The organism is Microvirga sp. P4_A5, assembly GCF_056402495.1.
Genome location: NZ_JBFUHH010000042.1, coordinates 15,806 through 33,493 on the forward strand (window position 1 = coordinate 15,806; position 17,688 = coordinate 33,493).

15 protein-coding genes and 3 pseudogenes are annotated in these 17,688 nt (G+C 61.5%); 15 read left to right on the forward strand and 3 right to left on the reverse strand.

What is annotated here, in order from left to right:
• Nucleotides 1-1,435: 1,435 nt before the first annotated feature.
• From AC1DVM_RS12735 to AC1DVM_RS12745, 3 genes and pseudogenes are all read left to right on the forward strand, one after another.
• Nucleotides 1,436-1,624: pseudogene (locus AC1DVM_RS12735) on the forward strand (ester cyclase); the annotation flags it as partial.
• Nucleotides 1,625-1,765: 141 nt separating this feature from the next.
• The gene (locus AC1DVM_RS12740) at nt 1,766-2,338 is read left to right on the forward strand and encodes a PRC-barrel domain containing protein (RefSeq protein ID WP_477254803.1); all 573 of its coding nucleotides are present in this window, start codon (nt 1,766-1,768) and stop codon (nt 2,336-2,338) included.
• Between the two features lie 145 nt (nt 2,339-2,483).
• Nucleotides 2,484-2,711, forward strand: a complete 228-nt coding sequence (locus AC1DVM_RS12745) for a hypothetical protein (protein WP_477254819.1) — start codon at nt 2,484-2,486, stop codon at nt 2,709-2,711.
• Nucleotides 2,712-2,809: 98 nt separating this feature from the next.
• Here the strand turns inward: AC1DVM_RS12745 and AC1DVM_RS12750 are convergent.
• Nucleotides 2,810-2,998 (reverse strand): annotated as a pseudogene (locus AC1DVM_RS12750) (epoxide hydrolase); the annotation flags it as partial.
• A 1,224-nt stretch (nt 2,999-4,222) separates the two neighbouring features.
• A pseudogene (locus tag AC1DVM_RS12755) lies at nt 4,223-4,420 on the reverse strand (integrase core domain-containing protein); the annotation flags it as partial.
• A gap of 114 nt (nt 4,421-4,534) precedes the next feature.
• Here AC1DVM_RS12755 and AC1DVM_RS12760 point away from each other — a divergent pair.
• The 5 genes from AC1DVM_RS12760 to AC1DVM_RS12780 all read left to right on the forward strand — a co-directional run bounded on the left by AC1DVM_RS12760 (nt 4,535) and on the right by AC1DVM_RS12780 (nt 9,467).
• Nucleotides 4,535-4,777, forward strand: a complete 243-nt coding sequence (locus tag AC1DVM_RS12760) for a hypothetical protein (RefSeq protein WP_477254818.1) — start codon at nt 4,535-4,537, stop codon at nt 4,775-4,777.
• Between the two features lie 498 nt (nt 4,778-5,275).
• Complete coding sequence (locus AC1DVM_RS12765; protein ID WP_477254804.1) at nt 5,276-5,944, forward strand: hypothetical protein; 669 nt, start codon at nt 5,276-5,278, stop codon at nt 5,942-5,944.
• A 130-nt stretch (nt 5,945-6,074) separates the two neighbouring features.
• Nucleotides 6,075-6,782: a cold-shock protein gene (locus AC1DVM_RS12770; RefSeq protein ID WP_477254805.1), complete on the forward strand. Its 708-nt coding sequence runs from the start codon at nt 6,075-6,077 to the stop codon at nt 6,780-6,782.
• Between the two features lie 383 nt (nt 6,783-7,165).
• On the forward strand, nt 7,166-8,233 hold the full coding sequence (locus AC1DVM_RS12775; RefSeq protein ID WP_477254806.1) for a patatin-like phospholipase family protein: 1,068 nt from the start codon (nt 7,166-7,168) through the stop codon (nt 8,231-8,233).
• Nucleotides 8,234-9,254: 1,021 nt separating this feature from the next.
• Nucleotides 9,255-9,467 carry a hypothetical protein gene (locus AC1DVM_RS12780; protein WP_477254807.1) on the forward strand — a complete coding sequence of 71 codons (213 nt, stop codon included), beginning with the start codon at nt 9,255-9,257 and terminating at the stop codon, nt 9,465-9,467.
• Between the two features lie 367 nt (nt 9,468-9,834).
• Here the strand turns inward: AC1DVM_RS12780 and AC1DVM_RS12785 are convergent, their stop codons facing one another.
• Nucleotides 9,835-10,497: a GntR family transcriptional regulator gene (locus AC1DVM_RS12785; protein WP_477254808.1), complete on the reverse strand. Its 663-nt coding sequence runs from the start codon at nt 10,495-10,497 to the stop codon at nt 9,835-9,837.
• 187 nt (nt 10,498-10,684) lie between these two features.
• Between AC1DVM_RS12785 and gabT the strand changes: the two genes are divergently transcribed.
• The 7 genes from gabT to AC1DVM_RS12820 all read left to right on the forward strand — a co-directional run.
• Nucleotides 10,685-12,043: a 4-aminobutyrate--2-oxoglutarate transaminase gene (gabT, locus tag AC1DVM_RS12790; RefSeq protein WP_477254809.1), complete on the forward strand. Its 1,359-nt coding sequence runs from the start codon at nt 10,685-10,687 to the stop codon at nt 12,041-12,043.
• Nucleotides 12,044-12,053: 10 nt separating this feature from the next.
• Nucleotides 12,054-13,034: an aminopeptidase gene (locus AC1DVM_RS12795; protein WP_477254810.1), complete on the forward strand. Its 981-nt coding sequence runs from the start codon at nt 12,054-12,056 to the stop codon at nt 13,032-13,034.
• Nucleotides 13,031-13,804 carry an enoyl-CoA hydratase/isomerase family protein gene (locus AC1DVM_RS12800; protein WP_477254811.1) on the forward strand — a complete coding sequence of 258 codons (774 nt, stop codon included), beginning with the start codon at nt 13,031-13,033 and terminating at the stop codon, nt 13,802-13,804. Before AC1DVM_RS12795 ends, AC1DVM_RS12800 begins: the two co-directional genes overlap by 4 nt.
• A gap of 123 nt (nt 13,805-13,927) precedes the next feature.
• Nucleotides 13,928-15,127, forward strand: a complete 1,200-nt coding sequence (locus AC1DVM_RS12805) for a CaiB/BaiF CoA transferase family protein (RefSeq protein ID WP_477254812.1) — start codon at nt 13,928-13,930, stop codon at nt 15,125-15,127.
• 89 nt (nt 15,128-15,216) lie between these two features.
• Nucleotides 15,217-16,455, forward strand: a complete 1,239-nt coding sequence (locus AC1DVM_RS12810; protein WP_477254813.1) for an ABC transporter substrate-binding protein — start codon at nt 15,217-15,219, stop codon at nt 16,453-16,455.
• A 14-nt stretch (nt 16,456-16,469) separates the two neighbouring features.
• Nucleotides 16,470-17,345, forward strand: a complete 876-nt coding sequence (locus tag AC1DVM_RS12815; protein ID WP_477254814.1) for a branched-chain amino acid ABC transporter permease — start codon at nt 16,470-16,472, stop codon at nt 17,343-17,345.
• A gap of 4 nt (nt 17,346-17,349) precedes the next feature.
• On the forward strand, nt 17,350-17,688 hold a 339-nt coding region (locus tag AC1DVM_RS12820), incomplete at its 3' end, for an ABC transporter permease subunit (RefSeq protein WP_477254815.1).

Genomic DNA, 17,688 nt, shown 5'->3' on the forward strand with positions numbered 1-17,688 from the left:
GCCATCGGTTTCGACACCAGGATAGAACCGGGTCGTCGACACCCCCCTCAATCGCTGCATTACCGTCCGCGGTCTGCCGGGCAAAATCGATGCGCAATCGAAACGCTACATCTCCCGCCTCTTCGCTCATCTTGGTCAGAAGCTCCAGCGGCTCGAACAACCGAGTCTCGGCGTCACGGTCTATGAGAAGGTCCCTGGACAGCCGCTCCACGCCCATCGGCTGCTTTACGTGGCGCGGGCCCATGTTGGTGTCCTTGAGCATTGGCACGACGGCGGGGCTGTCGAGGTCACTGAGGCGGACGAGGACGGTCCCGCATACATCAGCAAGCAGCGTCGCCCGTGGCCCCCTCAAGTGGAGAAACGGATCAAGCGGTGGCGTCAGGCCGGCGCCTGGATCGAGGGCCCGAGGGTGTCTTTTACCAAGGCCGCGAAGCAACTCCTGCTCGACGCGGACGAACGCCGGTCAAGGGGAGGGGCGAGCTCTCCCAGGCGATGAAGCCTCGACGCGCAAGCGCAATGTCGCCGCCGCCGGCCGGAGAAGCCGCCGACGTCAACCGTGTCAACTTATCCCCCGTCGCCAGGTCGACATCCGCCGCGAGGTCGCGCGCCCATCCCTTCTCTTTCGCGTGTCGAGACGGCCTGCCGGCTGACCGAATAGCGTTGGTGATCAAGGAGATAGCGGTCCCTGTCCGGTACAGGGTGGAGACCTCTTCCCATTGCGCTTCGCTCAACTTAGCCATTACGTTTGTCGCCCCTCATGGTCGTCTGGTACGGGTTGACATCGGGTTGCCGGATGTCAACCCTGTCAACCTCATGGCCGCAACTGACGATTGAGCGGAAGGTCATGCACCGAAGCACGGAGCGATCATCTCCGCGCGACCGCTGCCGCTCCGAATTTGTGGACAAAGGGGATGAGGCGTAAGCTTCCGGCCATCCGGATGCTGCGCCCGCTTTCAAATGCTCCTTGAGCTGGACCTGTTTGGAACCGTAAGCTTGGATGGATGTTCCGGCCACCTGGGTGTCCTGATGGAGCCCTGCTTTGTCCGAGTGGATGCCTAATACAGGTTCCGAAGCCGGTTTCATGAAGCCGAGATGGGTCGACCGCTGGAAGGCAGTTTCGAGATAGCCACGGGGCCGTCCTTGCGCGGTCTCAGCGGGCCTCGACTGCGGCGCTCCGTCTCTCGTCAATGAGGTCCGCGGGTGTCATCGACGAAAGACCCTGAGCGAGAGTTTGCCCATAAGGGGCCGCTTGCGTCCGGTTTCCGATGCCCTGCTTACACCTGAGTGTGCCCTTAGTCCCGGGCAGCGGCCGAAAGATGCTCGAACAGGAGCTTTTCGGCACTCGTTAGATCGCCTGAGTCGAGCGCATCCAGGAAGGACCGTTCGATCTCTGCCGGGCTGAGGCTTCGGAAGTCCGCATACTGGCGACCGGGGCGTCTGGCGTGGCTGCTGGCAGGCGACCCAGCAGGGCGAATGGCAAGGGATTGCCGCGTCCGGCCGCAACGTGACGTGGACCGTCATCATCATCGGCCGCTTCGCCGGTGGCAAGCTGATAGAGGACTGGGTCGAGCTAGACCGGCTCGGCCTCTTCCAGCAGCTCGGATGCATTCCGACCGGGTCGTAGGGGGGCCTGACGCAAACCCGTGGCGATTACCGCTCGTTGAGGATGCTGGGCTGTGAGCCTTACCGGCCCTTCAGACGTTGTTTTCCTAAGCGGATAGGGGGTCATAAACACTGCGCCAGTCTATCCGCGACGGAGGTGATTATGAGGACCTACCATTTATTCCAAGCCGTGAACGCTCCCAATCTACGCGGCTTCACCGATGAGGTTACCGCCGCGAAATTACCCAAGGAACAGGGACCATGGAAGCTGGTGCAACAGATCGGCCCCGACGAGGAATGGAACCTCGCCATCAGCAGGGCAGTTGTGGCGACCGGCATCGTCGAGAACGGATTTTACCTCTGGGGTCAAATCGATCGTCCAACGGTGTCGCACCTAATCATTGGAAGCGATCGCGTCGAGGGTACGGCCGTGTTCGACCGCAAGAGCAACCGGATCGGCACAATTAAACGGCTGTTGGTCGAGAAGATAAGTGGCCGCGTTCTTAATGTCGACGTGACCTTCGGTGGATTTCTCGGCGTCGGCACCCATCATCACACCATCCCGTGGGAAAAGCTCGTCTACGACAAAGAGCTTGAGGGCTACCGTACTGACATCACGGAGGCTCAGGTCCGAGCCGCCCCGAGTTCCTATGGCGACGAAGAAATTTGGCCGGATCGCAAACGCCAGCAGGAAATCAGGGATTACTGGAACGACCTCCCCCGAGGACCGATTTGACCGCACGTCGGTGGAGGCTCGATGTGTGCGATGACCCCAACCCCAAAGCCACCGATGGGGCCACTGGAGCTGAAAAAGAGCACACAAGATTGAGTCGCGAGGGCGAAGTCGCGGGTCTTCCTGGCGGTAAACGGTGCCATTGTCGGTGAGCCCTTCGATCGGCAGCGGCGGCGCCCTCAGAGCGGCGCAGCACTTCGCGATGGCCTCGAGCATCATGTCGCGTTGGAGGTTCCCGAATGCGGCGAAACCATCCGCGCCTGGCGGTCAGATTTCGATCCGCGCGCCGGTCGCCAGCATCAATCGCTTTATCGAGCAAGAGCGGTTGTCCTACGGCGAGGCGTTCGACCGGCTGGTCGCGAAGCTCGATCGATGAGCGGTAGCGACGAAACCGCGCCCGATGTGGTCGCCGAATAGGCTATCCACAATCCTCCTCCCTGCAGGATTGAATGGGAGCATATGCGGCTCCCCACGCTGCTCCCAAGCTGCGAAGTGCCCGCCCTTGGGCAGCCGGTTGTAATGCACCAGTTTGGGATATGCCTGCTCCGACCAACTCTTCGGCGCCTGTTGGAGCTCGTCGGGGAAGACGCTGACCGCAGCAGGGATCTTGACGCCCCTGACACTGAAGAAGGGTCCCTTGTTCTCCCAGTAAAGCCGCGCTGCCCGAGATTGAAACCTTGGACCCTTTCGGCTGGGGCTTGGCAAGGTCGCCCGGGGATAAATGATGGCGCCTAATACCTTGGTCATGCCGCGTGGCCGCTTTCCCTACCCGCCGGTTTCTATCTCGACCAGAGCGCCATCCTTCGCACGGATAAAGCGACGGTCATTGACGTCCAGGTGGTCATCGTCCTCACCTCATCCTCCCGCCGCAGCGGGCGCGGCGTTCCTGTCCCGGGCGATGGGCGGCGAGGAAGAGGGCGGGCCGAAGTCATGAGCGTTGTGGTCCTGCGCAAGGTGCTCCCCGGTCGGCATCGTGCACTGCTGGCGGATATCAGCGCCGGCTCGCCGTTGGCTATCCTACGGGTCCGGATATGTAACCGCGTTGCGCCATGCAGCCTTTGGCAACATCCAAACGCCGAAGTCCGTTGGTTTTCGATGTTGCTGGCATCAAACGGACCCAGTCAATTCCGCTGTAATAGAAACGGCATCTTCGGGTGCCGTTCTCATTTAATCGGCCTTCTTTCCTAAGTGCCCTTCGTGTATACTCAGCGATGACTTTGGTCAGCCTGTTGTCGACTGCGTAGAACCAGGGGAGTCCTCTATGGCCGCAAGAAAGCAGAGCGCCCGATCGGAAAGCAAGGTTACCACTCCCAGATCACGGCGGGTTAAGACCCTCCCAAGTGGACCTGGCACCACCATTCACTATGAGGGCGAAAATCTTGCCGTGGTGGTGTTCAACAAGAAGCCAGGCGGGGGCGGGATCGAGCGGCCCACCATCACTGTCTGTAAATGCACCAAGACACGGTACGAATGCTCGCGCGGCGAAAGCGGCAACACCATCTGCAAGGAGGTGTGTACCGAGTGGGACTGCCAGGAAATAAAAGCGGCGCTTTGAGTGCCGATCCCAGTTAAGCTTCTCTTGCAATCCCCGGATCGCGATCATAGCTCAATGTCGTGCCCTGCGTTGACAGGCCGCTCCGAAAGGGGTGGGGAATACGGTTGCCACCTCCAAAGGCCGCTCCACCTTGATATCCGCCTCGCGGAGTGAGACCGGTGGTTTTCCAAGACGGGACGAGGTGATGGACTATTTTGTGTCGTCACGAACGTCGGTGCGACCTGCCCGTCACACGACCCACCGTGTGCGAAGGGTTCATTGGAATGCGTCGGCCTAAGCGAGGAGACGGACCAAGGCTTGGCCGGCCCCCACGAGGTGGTCCGCTTTGATTGTTAGTGCATGATCGGTCGTGGCGCTACCGTTGGGGTGGCCGGCGGAGCTGGTTGGGGTTGCGCAGCCGGCCATAGCACTGCCTCCGGTGCGGGTGGTTTATAGCCGAGCGATGAGTGGGGACGTACGGTGTTGTAGTGCCGTCGCCAACTCTCGATCACCATCTGCGCTTCCTTGAGCGTGTAGAAGATCTCRCCATTGCGGTCCGTGAAGCGCGCGAGCGCGGCATCATGGATAGTGTGCGGCCATTCGCGCGATTCACTGGAACAGGCGTAGTCTGAGATGACGAGACCGAAATCCGTGTCGACGCCGTCATCTGGTGCACGGGCTTTCGGCCGGCGCTCAATCATCTTTGCGATCTTGGCATCATCACCTCAGACGGTCTGATTGAAATCGATGGCAACCGTGCCGTTAGAGAACCGAGACTATGGCTGATAGGCTACGGCGATTGGACGGGTTTCACGTCGGCAACGTTGGTCTGCGCCGCACGAACCAGCCGCGACCTCGCGCGAACCCCCCTCGCCAGTCTTGATGCCGAGTCCATCGAAGCCACTTGAGAGGGCGCGAGATTTTTTCTGGGTGAGCGTTCAGCGAGCCCGACAGTCAGCCGCAACCCGCATGCGAGTGCGATGTTCAAACAAGATTCCAGCGAGGAAGCCCAGCGCGGCATCCGGGCCGCCTCATTCGATCAGGATCGCTCCGAATGACGGCGAGAGCGCCTGGGGCAGCAGGCTTGACAACGCCACCAACAACCGTTGGTACGAAGGGAAACCCTCGCCACGATCTCCGCGCTTGAAGCGACCGCCCTCGAACAGTGACGTTACCGCTGAGGTGCAGACAGACTTCGGGATGGTCACCCGCGCGAGTCCCCGGCCACAGGCTACCGGACAGCTTGGCCCATCCCAAAGCCGGTCGGAGGCCATCCCGTCAGACGTACCCTGGCAACTCCTGCCGCTCAAAATAACCGCTTCCCGCACGGCCGTCCGTTACGCTACGCTTTATCGAAACGAGCCGTGGCTGCGCCTCGGCCGTCCTGTGATGGAAAGCAAAACTGGATGAACCATCGGATCTTTCTCGTTGCGGCGCCGTTTGCCCGTCTCGCTGCGCGAGCCCAAGGGGCGTTGCGGATCATGGAGGGGCATTTTCCGGCCACGCCAGAGCGCAGCACCTCGGTTGAGATCACCGGCGAGACCGCCTCCCTCGTGGTGACGAGCGCCGGCGATGGCAGCCTCGATCGCACCGAAATCCCCCGTGCCCATGCCGAGGCGCTGATGGCGGTCACCGCCGGCCGCGTCGATGCTCTGCAGACGAGTCTGACACTCGGGCACCTCCCGGTGCGGTTGAGCCGCATCGTCTCGCCGGCGCCTCTTGATCTCCTCACCCTCGACTTTGCCGGTGAGGAGGAGGCGCGCGCCTTCGTCCCGCCGGAGTGGTTCGGGCTCGAGGTCAGCGACGAACCAAGTTATCGCATGGGAACCCTTGCCTTGCAGGGGCTGCCAGAGGCACGCGAGATCACGGTGAGCAATGCGGGTCTCGACAGCTTGCTCGATGCGCTTGAGAACCGTGCCTCACGCCAGGCCGCACGGGCGCTGACGGCGCCAGCGGAAAGACCGCAACGGGCGCCCGAGCCCGAGCCGGCGGAGACCGACGAGTCTGAGGTCGCGGCAATCGAGGACGACGTCATCCGCGAACTCGCCCGCTCGCTGCGGCCGCGGCGCGGATAATCAGCGCCCGACCGCCCTGAATCGTTGCTCTTGGCCTCCAGTCTCCATTCAAAACGTCTTGCATGAGCCGCGGCGGGAGTTAAGACCGGCTCTCTAGCTTGGAATTCAGAAAGGTCGATCAGGAGCGATCATGGGACGCGGAAATTCACATCGGGAGCGGGAGCGCGAGCGCCAAAGCCACCGCCAAACCGAGGACTCGTGGGGCAGCGAGGCGCAACCGCCATTTCCGACATCGGTGCGTCCCAGACCGTATTCGACGCTCCGGCCCGATGCCAGCGCCGGGGTGTCAGCCCGCGTCAAATGGTTCGATCCCGACAAAGGCTTCGGCTTCGTCGCCCTCGCAGATGGGTCAGGGGAGGCCTTCCTGCCTGCGCGAGCCGTCGAGGCGGCCGGTCACCGCAGCCTTGGCCCCGGCGTGACTATAATCGCCCGCCTCGGCACCGGTCCGAAAGGCCCGCAGGTGGCGGAGATCGTCAGCCTCGATCTCCGCACCGCCGCCCAGGAACCGCAGCGGAGGTCACAACGTGCGGATCGCCCAGCCTTTCTCGCGCGGGCACCTCTTCCGCCGGCCGGGACGGGATCGGATTCGGCACCGAGCCCTGATCGCGACGGGGTGGTCAAATGGTTCGATTCCGTCAGGGGCTTTGGCTTTGTCGCGGTCGAGGGTGAGCCTAAAGATCTATTCGTGCATGTTTCGGTTCTGCAGCGCGCCAAAGTGAGCGTCCTCGAGCCCGGGCAATCTGTTCGCGTCGCGGTGGTTGAGGGTCGCAAGGGCGACGAGATCGGCGCGCTGAGCCTGCCCTGTTCCCTTCGATGCGACGTTGGTGCTCGAAGGTGATTTGCCCCCTCACCATGCCATCGCGAGGTGGCGGTCGAGATACTGTCGGTGGCCAGATATCGCGCCAGAGCTTTAACGGCATCTTTCGGCAGATCCTGTCAGACGCACGCCGCGTCGATGGCGATCCCCGGCCGACCCATCGCGCTTCCCGATCCCCTGGCACAGTGTCCATCGCCTCACGGAACTCGGAGCCGCACGCTTTCGCCAAGCAACGTAGCATATCGAAGGCAGGGCTTGCTCACATGGTTGGGTCAGGTTTTGATAGCCCAACACCCACGGCCCGTCGTCCGATCGACTTGCGGCCGCGAACATCAGGTGAGAGGGGAAAATCGCATGAATGTCAGCGTTACAGACAATGGGCCAAATTTCGCCAGCCGGCGAGCATGACGGGCAGGGCGACAAGAAAATCGGGCGCTCCGTGCGGCCTTGCTGGCCCCCATGCGGAGAAGTCTGTCTCGTTAGCACTGCAAGGTGGCGGCGCGCACGGTGCTTTCACTTGGGGCGTCCTCGATCATCTTCTGGAAGACGGGCGACTTTCAATCGAGGCGATTACGGGGACGAGCGCCGGCGCCCTAAATGCCGTCGTTCTGCTCGAAGGCTGGGTCGAGGGCGGGCCGGAGGGCGCTCGCGCGCAATTGCGTCAGTTCTGGAAACGCGTCAGTCTGGACGGCGTCTTTTCCCCCCTTCAGCGTGCGCTCTTCGACAGGTTCCTGGGCTACTGGAACGTCGACGGATCCCCCGGCCAGTTGTGGCTTGAGGCGTGGTCGCAGGTGGCGAGCCCTTACGCCTTGAACCCGCTCGATATCAATCCTCTCCGCGACGCCTTGAGCGCATTGATCGATTTTGACCGTGTCCACGCGTGCGTCGATACAAAGCTCTTCGTTGCCGCCACCAACGTCTGGTCCGGCAAAATTCGGATCTTCAACGCGCCTGAATTGACCGTCGATCATGTCCTGGCTTCCACCTGCCTGCCGCTGCTTTTCAAAGCAGTCGAAATCGATGGGGAACCCTATTGGGACGGAGGCTATTCGGGAAATCCGGCGCTCTTCCCGCTCCTCTACGAGACACGGGGCGATGACATCCTGCTGGTACAGATCAATCCACTCGAGCGCCGTTCCACGCCTCAAACGACGAAAGAAATTCAGAACCGTCTTACGGAGATCACCTTCAACTCGAATCTCCTGCACGAACTTAGAGCGATCGAGTTCGTCACGCGGCTGATTGACGAGGGCAAGTTATCGACCAAGGACTACAAGCGCGTTTTCATGCATCGTCTCCATGGCGGTCCCAAGCTGGAAGCGTTTGCCGCCTCATCACGCATGAACGCAGGTTGGGATTTCTTCAAGGAACTGAGGGACCTTGGTCGCGCCGCTGCCCGAAGCTGGCTGTCTGATCACTACGAGGCCATCGGATCGCACAGCACGCTCGACTTGCCGAATACCTATTCGTGAGGTTCGAGCACTCTTGCGTAGAACCTCTCTTGCTCATCTTTAAGGCTGCGCCGTCGCTGTTTCACGAGCAGCTCGCCACAGCCGTACCGTGCTGACGGCACGAACCCCGACCCCGGCTGAGTATCCGCGTGGGTGGACGGCTAGAAGATGTTCATGCACGATCGATGCGCAGCTGCGGCGGATTTGAGCATCTTCGCGCCGAATTGGCCACGCCTCGATTCTACAGGTTGTTCTCTTTCCGGCTGCAGCCCGGAACCGGGAATCGCCGCTGGAGCATCGGATCGAGCTCAGAGTCGGCGTGAACCTGGGCGACGTGATCGTCGAAGGCAGCGACAGCCCGTGCGGAGGAGTATAGCTTTTCTGCCCTGATCCAAGGTGCGTATCCAGAACAGACCATCATCCAGTGTGATGGACCAAGGATCGGCGGGCGGGTGCCGCCAAAAGGCTGCGCCGTCGCGTACCCAAACCACCAAAGGCCTCGGCACTCTATCGGAGTGGCTTGTGCTGCAGGGCATCCAATCCAGTTTCACCATAACGGCACGCTGGCTGAGTGTGTGCTGGATGCCGAGCAGCCAGTGGATGTTACCGGTCTTGGCTTCACGAGACCCTTAGGGACTGCAAGAGCCTTGTGCGCTTCGACAAGGATGGCCGGGTGGAGTGCTAGCTCCCTACAGATTCAGCCGAAATAGATCGTCCTTCGGATCGCGAGCCGAATGGGAGTCGTTGCGTTTCGGGCCTGCTTTAGAATTATTATCGGCGCCGAAACCTTGGCCATGCGCTGAAGTGGCATCCAGCATTCGGTCACACGCGCTCTGGCATAGCTTCGCCGTCGTCTGTCTATGATATTCGCGAGACAGAAAGCGCAACAGGGCGGCCAAGTCATGAGAAGATCTCCGGGATGTCCAAGCGACTAATTTAGGCGAACAACGCCGGCGCGTTGTTAGCGAGGGCGGTCAGCAGGTCTGTAATTGAACCGACAAGATCGATCAGCGAGTTTATCAACTGCCAGACGGGGCTCTTCATGATTGATCTCCAAGCAGAAAAAAGCCCGCCAAGTGCGGGCTCGTTTTGGTTTTTGCTGGTGGATCGTCCTTGGCAACAAAACACCAACCTCAGCTGGCAGCATGTCGCGGGTTATTCCCAGTGGATCTCGGCGTTTTCGCCCGCGGCCCTGCGACGCGTTTCTGCCCGCATCGGGCACCGCGTGCCGGATGCATCGATCAATCCGGCATGAACTTTACGCCGGCGGCGGCCCGCCGTTCCTGAGGCGCCTCGTCCATCGCTACCAGTTCGTCAACATGGGGGCAGATGATCCGCGGGTGCTCAATGGTGATGGCATTTTTGCTCGAGAAACCACCCTCATCTACATCGGTGCTGGCATCGCCGACGGTGGCGACAGGCTGTTGGAAACGCCATTCCGGTCAAGCATCCGATGGCGACCTCCGTGAGGATGACGCGGTGAGGCTTTCCTCGCCGCAATCCGACTCACGCCTTTCGGCTCTGTCTGGCGGCTGTCTCGGCTACCAGCCAGCCCTGATATCGGGCGGCTCCGAGTTCGTTCTCCGACAGCATAAGCTGGCCGTCGCGCAAGTCCGCTGTAGTCAGAAGACGTAGTCTTTGTACCGGCTGATGTAGTCGCGAGCGCTGCGGTTGAGCTCGCGCACGAGTACCTCGGCCTGGTCGGCATCGCCGCGGATGATGGCGGTGAGCACCGCCCGGTATTGCTTTATGCCCATCTCGGCGCGGCCCGGGAGAAGCGCGACGCGGCGGATGGTGACGCGCGTGCGGTCGTAGATGCGATCGATCATGTCGCTGAGGATCGGGTTATGGGCGGCTTCCCTAATTCGCGATCGGAAGACCTCGATGGCGTTGATGTGCTGGTCGAGATCGCCCGCTTTTAGGCTCCTCTCGAAGGAGTCGCCGAACAATTCCGAAATGTCGTCCCAGTCGGCCGAGGTCGTGTTGAGGGTGGCGAGGCGCACCGCCAGCGCGTCGAGTGCCTCGCGCACCTCATAGAGACGATATGTGGTCTCCATGTCGACCGCTGCGACGATGGCGCCCTTGTTGGGCTCGCGTTCGACCAATCCCCGGTCCTCAAGCGTCGCGAGAACTTCACGCGCTTTTGCGCGCGGCAGATTGTAGGCAGCCGCCAGTTCCTCCTCCGGAATTCGCGTTCCCGGGCTCAGGCTCCGCGAGGAGATTTTTTCCCTCATGTCGACGATCGCGGCTTCGACCGTCGTCGTTTTTCTCTTCGGCTTGCGCATCGCAGATCCTGCTATGGCCCGGACGCCCGGCGGGGCCGCGGACATTGCTACAATTGCCAATAAAGCGGTTCGTCCCCGCAATCAACCATAGTACAAAAGAATGTACAACATTGTGCAATCTAGTTGACACAACAAAATGTACAGGCTTACGTTAGGTCCAGTCGCAGGGCAGTCGAGGGAACCGAGAATGACGCCGCATACCGAAAAAACCGCCCTTCCGGGTCCTGTCTGCCAGTCCTATCAGGAACGGCGAGACGCCTCCGTGGCGTTGGGCGTCGCCAACGGGGCGCCGATCTTCGCGGCTCGTGCATCGGGTGCGAACCTGGTCGATCTAGACGGCAACGAATTCCTCGACTTCGCAGGGGGAATTGGGACGCTCAACGTGGGCCATGCTCATCCGGCGGTCGTCCGGGCAGTCCGTGAGCAGGCGGAAAATTTTCTGCATACCTGTTTCAACATCGTCATGTATCCCGGCTACATCGAGTTGGCCGAGAAACTCATCGAGGTCGTTCCGGGGTCTTGGCCCAAGAAGGTGATGCTGCAGACAACCGGCGCCGAGGCGATCGAGAACGCCATTAAAGTGGCTCGCAAGGCCACAGGCCGTCAGGCCGTCATCGCCTTCGAGGGCGCCTTCCACGGCCGCACCTATATGGCCCTGTCGCTGACAGCGAAGGCGCCGTCCTACAAGACCGGTTTCGGGCCCTTCGCCGGCGAAATCTACCGGGCGCCTTTCCCCGTCTTCTACCGATCGGGAGCGGCCGACGAACAGGCATCGGCCGACGCGGCCTTCGCGGATTTTGTCCGGCTCGTGGAGAGCGAGGTCATTCCCGAGCATGTGGCGGCTGTGGTGATCGAGCCTCTGCAAGGCGAGGGGGGGTTCCACCCGGCGCCGGCTTCCTTCCTGAAGAAGCTGCGGGATTATTGCACGCACCACGGCATCGTTCTGATCGCCGACGAGATCCAGTCCGGTTTCTGTCGCACCGGCCAATGGTTTGCCACCGAGCATTCGGGAATCGAGGCCGACCTTTACACCATCGCCAAGTCGATGGGCGGCGGCCTGCCGATCGCGGCCCTCGTCGGCCGCGCCGACCTGATGGATGCGCCGAAGGTGGGCGGCCTCGGCGGCACTTACGGAGGCAATCCGCTGTCCTGCGCGGCGGCGCTTGCGACCATCGCCGTCATGCAGAGCGAGGATTACTGCGAGAAGGCGCGCCGCGTCGGCGCCATCGTGCGCGAGCGCTTCGAATCCTGGGCGCAGCATTATTCGATCATCGGCGATGTGCGTGGCATCGGCGCCATGCAGGCCATCGAAATCGTCCGGGACCGGCAGAGCCACGAGCCGGCGGGCGATCTGGCCGCTGCCATCGTCGCGGAGGCCTATCAACGGGGGCTGATCCTCGTGAAGGCCGGCTTCCACGGCAACGTCATCCGCTTCCTTGGTCCGCTGGGAATGGACGAGGACGAGCTTGCCCGCGGTCTCGATATTCTCGGCGCGGCTATCGAGAGCGCGACTCGCAAGGCGGCTCCTGTCGCCGAGACGGTGTGAGAGCGGCACCATGAACACTCTGCTCAAGATGAAGAATGCCCGTAAGGTGGTCACCCTGCTTGGTGGTGCGCAAGCCGACAGTCAGGTGCTGGTTGTCTACGATCTGCACACGGGTCATAATGTGGAGCCGCTTGCGATCGCGCTGTCCGAGGTGGGAGCAACATTCCACCTCATGCAGATCGAAGGCTCCGCCCGCCATGGCAAGCAGCTTTCGCCCGTCGCCGCCGCAGCCATGAAGGCCTCCGATCTCGTCATCGGCCTGACCCGCGCAAACATCGCCCACACCTCCGCCCGGCAGGAGGCGACCCGCGCCGGTGCCGGCGTCATCGTTCTTCCGGAATCCCACGGCGAAGACTTCTTCGTAGCTGACGGCTGGGACGCCGATTTCGTGGCGCTGCGGCCGCAGATCGAAGCGCTCGCCGCGTCGTTCACCGCCGCCAGCACGGCGCGTGTGACAAGTCCCCATGGCACCGATGTGACCATGAGCATCGAGGGACGGCGGGGCAGGGCCTTGCATGGCTTTGCCAACACGACCGATATTTCGGCCGGTTACTGCCTGGAATCGAGTCTTGCTCCCGTCGAAGGCACGGCGGAAGGCGTCATCGTCGTCAATGCGAGCATTCCGGGGGTTTCGCTGATCCGCGAAGAGACTGTTCGCATCTACATGGAAAAAGGTATGGCTGTGGCGATCGAAGGCGGCAGCGAGGCCCGCATGTTCCGCGATCTCCTGTCGAGTTTCGGTGACCCCGGCGTCTACAACCTCGGGGAACTGGGTGTCGGCATGAACCCGCATTGCGTCCTCGACGGCACGATGATGTCCGACGAAAGCGTTTACGGCTCGATCCAGCTTGCACTCGGCACCAGCGCCTATATCGGCGGGACCGTCAGAGCCGCGGCCCATTACGACACGATCCTGACCGATGCGACACTCGAACTCGACGGTCGTGCGGTGTTGCGAGGCACGGAACTCCTGCTGGAGGCGCTATCATGAGCATTCTTCTCGAACGCCGCGAGGGCGGTATCGCGACGCTGATCATGGATCGTCCGGAGAAGCGCAACGCGTTTACGCTCGACATGTATCGTGACTTCGGCGCGCTCATGTCGGAGCTTGACGCCGACGAGTCAATTCGCTGCATCGTGGTGCGGGGAGCGGGTGGTGCGTTCTGTGCGGGCAGCGACATCGGCGGTTTCGAGGACGATCGCGATGGACGCGCCCAAGCGCGCGAATACGCCGACTTCACGCTCGAAATGACCGACCGGTTGCGGAATACCCGTCATCCGACCGTCGCCTGCATTGAAGGCGTCTGCGTCGGCGGCGGTCTCGAGATCGCGTCGATGTGCGACATCCGCATCGCGGGGCGCAGCAGCCGATTCGGGATACCGATCAATCGCATCGGGCTCACCCTCGATTACCGTGAGCTCGACGATCTTATCGGTGTTGTGGGCCCCACGCACGCCCTCGAGATCCTGCTTGAAGGTCATATTTTCGGCGTCGAAGAGGCGCTCTCCAAAGGCATCGTGACGCGGTTCGTCGAAGACGGCCAGGTCGTCTCCGAGGCTTATGCGACGGCGGAGCGGATCAGCGTCGCGGCACCTCTGGTGAACCGTTGGCACAAGGCGTTCGTGCGCCGATTGCGTGACCGGACACCGATCACCGAACAGGAATGCGCCGAGGCGTATGCCTGCTTCGATACGGAAGATTACCGCGTCGGACGGGCGGCCTTCAGCAAGAAGATAAAGCCGGCATTCGTCGGACGCTAGAGACCTCTCAGCGCCGCTGGGCAGGACAACACTTTTCTTCAATTCGGCCGCCTACAAAAATTCCCGCAGGCCGGACAACCATCTTGCCGGGTCACGTTTGGCATTAGAAACGAGTACGTACGGATGAATATATCAGGTTCACCGCTCAGCGGCATGAAGGTTCTGGACTTGTCGCAGATCATGGCCGGACCCTATTGCACGATGGTCCTCGCCGATCTCGGTGCGGAGGTGATCAAGGTCGAGAAACCCGTCACGGGCGACGATTCCCGCGAGATGGGCCCTTATGTGAACGGCGAGTCGACCTGCTTTGCGCATATCAATCGCAACAAGGAGGGGATCTCCCTCAACCTGAAAGATCCGCAGGCTAAAGATATCCTCTACGATCTTGCCCGTTGGGCCGATGTGGTCGTCGAGAATTATCGTGTCGGCGTGACGAAGTCTCTCGGCGTCGATTACGAGAGCCTGAGCAAGATCAATCCGCGTCTCGTCTACTGCTCCATCTCCGGATACGGCCAGACGGGTCCTTATTCTAGCAAGGGCGGGTTCGACCTCGTGGCACAGGGGCTGACGGGCATCATGAGCATGACCGGCGAGCCGAACGGCCGGCCGCTGAAGTCGGGCATAGCGATCTACGATGTCGGGGCCGGCATGACGGCGGCCTATGCGATCATCGCGGCCTATGTGCATCAGATCAAGACGGGCGAGGGCCAGCATATCGATATCTCGCTCGCCGAATGCGGATTGCCGTGGTTCGTTTGGGAGGCCGCGGCCTATTTCACCGACGGCACCGTGCCGATGGCGACAGGCAGCCGGCATCGCGTGTCCGCGCCCTATCAAGCGCTTCGCACCGGCGACGGCTTCATCGTGATCGGCGCTGCCAATCAGCGCACCTGGGAGAAGCTCTGCCGGGAGGTGATCCACCGGCCCGAGCTCATCGAGGATCCGCGCTTCGTCACCAACATGGATCGCCTCGAAAACATCACCGTACTTGAGCCTCTCCTGGAAGAGGCATTCGCCTCGGCCGATGCCGCCACCTGGATCGCGCGCTGCGAAGCGGCAAGCGTGCCGTGCGGACCCATCAACGACTTCGGCGAAGCGATGAAGGACCCTCACTTTATCGCCCGCGGCATGATCGAAGAGGTCGAACACCCCAAGCTCGGAACCATGAAGATGATCGGCATTCCGACAAAATTCTCGAAGACGCCGGGTGCTGTACGCAAGGCGGCGCCGACGCTCGGCGAACACACCGATGCCGTGCTTCGCAGGTTTGGCGTGGACGAGAATGCCATCGAGACGATGCGAAGCCGGGGCGCAATTCAGTAACGCTGAATCTCCCTGTGACTTCGATCCAAAAACAAAAAACGCGCTTCTCGAACTGAGTGCTAAAAAAGAACAACCAGAAAGGAACGATCATGACACAGCCTATGAATTTTTCGCGGCGCGGGTTCCTCGTCTCCGGAACAGCCCTCGCGACTCTTGGCACGTTTTCCGGCTCGGCATTCGCCCAATCGGAGAAAGTATTCCGTCTCGGCGCGCTGAATTCGATCACGGGTATCGGCGGCCCTTACGGCCCGTACATGCTCGAGGCGATCAAGATCGCGGTTGCAGAGGTGAACGACGCCGGCGGCACCGCGGGTCGCAGGTTCCAGCTTTTCGCCGAGGATGACCAGACGAAGCCAGAAGCGGCCGTGCTCGCCGTCAAGAAGCTGATCGAGATCAACAAGGTAGAGGCGGTGGTGGGCATTTGGCCGTCCTCGGTCGGTCTCGCCACCATGCCGATCACAAACGAAGCCAACCTCATCACAATGAACACCTGCGGCGCTCCGGAAATGCTGACGGAGAACAAGAAGGGCCTTGCCTGGATGTTCCAGGCGTCGAACGCCATCTTCGGAAGCGCCTTCGCGGAAGTCGCTCACCAGCGTGGATTCAAGCGTCCCGCAGTGATGGCCTTCAACAACTCTACCTTCGTCGGGCAGGCCAACCACTTCAAGGAAGCGTGGGAAGCGAAGGGCGGCAAGGTCAGCAGCTTCGTCATCTACGAGCCCAACCAGAGCAGCTACCGCACCGAACTGAGCCGCGTGCTCGCGACGAAACCCGACGTGATCTCGCTGAGCGCCTATCGTCCCGACGCGACGATCATCCTGAAGGAATGGTACCAGAGCGGGCAGGAGTGCAAGTTTATCATGCCAGGCTGGACGGCCAACGAGGATCTCGTCAAGGCGCTCGGCAAGGAAGCGACCGAAGGCATCATCTCCATCTCCAACGTGGCTGCCAGCCAGAGCCCGGCCTACAAGCGTTTCGCCGCAGCGTTCAAGAAGGTCACAAACCGCGAGCCGGATATCTTCGCGGCGCAGAGCTACGACATGGTGATCACGCTGGCGCTGGCCATCGAGGCTGCGGGCGCCACTGCCGATGTTCCTGCCATCAACGGCAAGATCCCTAGCATCACCGGCGGCAACGGACAGCTCGTGACCTCCTTCACTGAAGGTCGCGACGCACTGCGGAACGGCAAGACGGTCAATTACGATGGCGCCTCGTCCCGGCTCGATTTCGGCAAGCATGGCGAAACCGTCCCTGATTTTGGCGTCTTCGATATCAAGGACGGAAATCTCGTCCTGAAAGAGACGATCCCCGGTCACACGCCCGCGTAAAGAAAGATCAAGTGATGGATTGGCTCTCGGTCGCGAACGCGGCCATCAACGGGATCGTGATCGGGATGCTTCTCGCACTGCCGGCGCTGGCGATTACGCTGGTGTTCGGAATCGCCCGTTTCCCCAATGCCGCGACGGGCGACTACATGACTTTGGGTGCCTATACCACCGTCGCCTCCCAGGCCTTCCTGGGGGGCTCGGTGGTGACGGCAGTTCTCGGGGCGATGTCGGCGACGGCAGCGGTGTCGCTCTTCTTCTACTTCTGGGTCTTCCGCGCCCTGTCGGAACGATCCCAAGTGGCGCGGCTGATCGCATCCATCGGCGTGGCATTCGCGGTGCRAAGCACGATCACGTTCTTTGCAGGACAGGATCAGCATGTCGTCGATGTGCCGCTCGTTCGCGCATGGAATTTCGGCGGCATTCGTCTGTTGCCGACCGATCTGTACATCCTGGCCACGGCCATGACCGCCTTGGTCATCGTGTTCTGCATCATGCACCTGACGCCGATAGGACGGCGGATGCGCGCCATCGCGGACAATGCCGAACTCGCCGCGGCGAGCGGCATCCGCTCGAAGCGGGTCATGATCTTCCTGTGGAGTCTGACCGGCGCTTTCTGTGGCCTCGGGGGAGCCCTGCTGGGCATCAAGGCGGTAGTCGTTCCGGAACTCGGTTGGGAGCTTCTCATGCCGATGTTCGCAGGCGTCATTTTGGGCGGGATCGGCAGCCCAGTCGGCGCCGTGCTCGGGATCGTCACATTCAGCATCGCCCAAGAGGTGGCAAGCCTCTTCGCCGGCCCACCCTATAAGATCGTTTTTGCGTTCGTAATCCTTCTGTGCGTGCTGCTGCTGCGCCCGCAGGGAATGTTTGGTCGTCCCATGGCGGCGAGGTGAGGTCATGGAAGGCTATCTGATTGCTATCTTCATCAGCATCCTGATCTACCTGCTCCTCGCCGGCGGTCTGGCTTTGCAATATGGCTTTACCGGTCTGGTCAATTTCGGCCATGTGGGTTTCTTCGCCATCGGTTCATACACCTCGGCTCTGCTCGCTCTCAAAGGCGTGCCGATCCCGATCTCGCTTGCGGCAGCGACAGTGCTGGCGGCGCTCGCCGCTTATCCGCTCGGCATGATCGCGCTCCGGCTCGGCGGTGATTATCTGGCGATCGTCACGCTGGGCTTCTCAGAGGCGGTGCGCATGATGCTGCAGACGGAGGAGTGGCTGACCCGGGGAATGCAC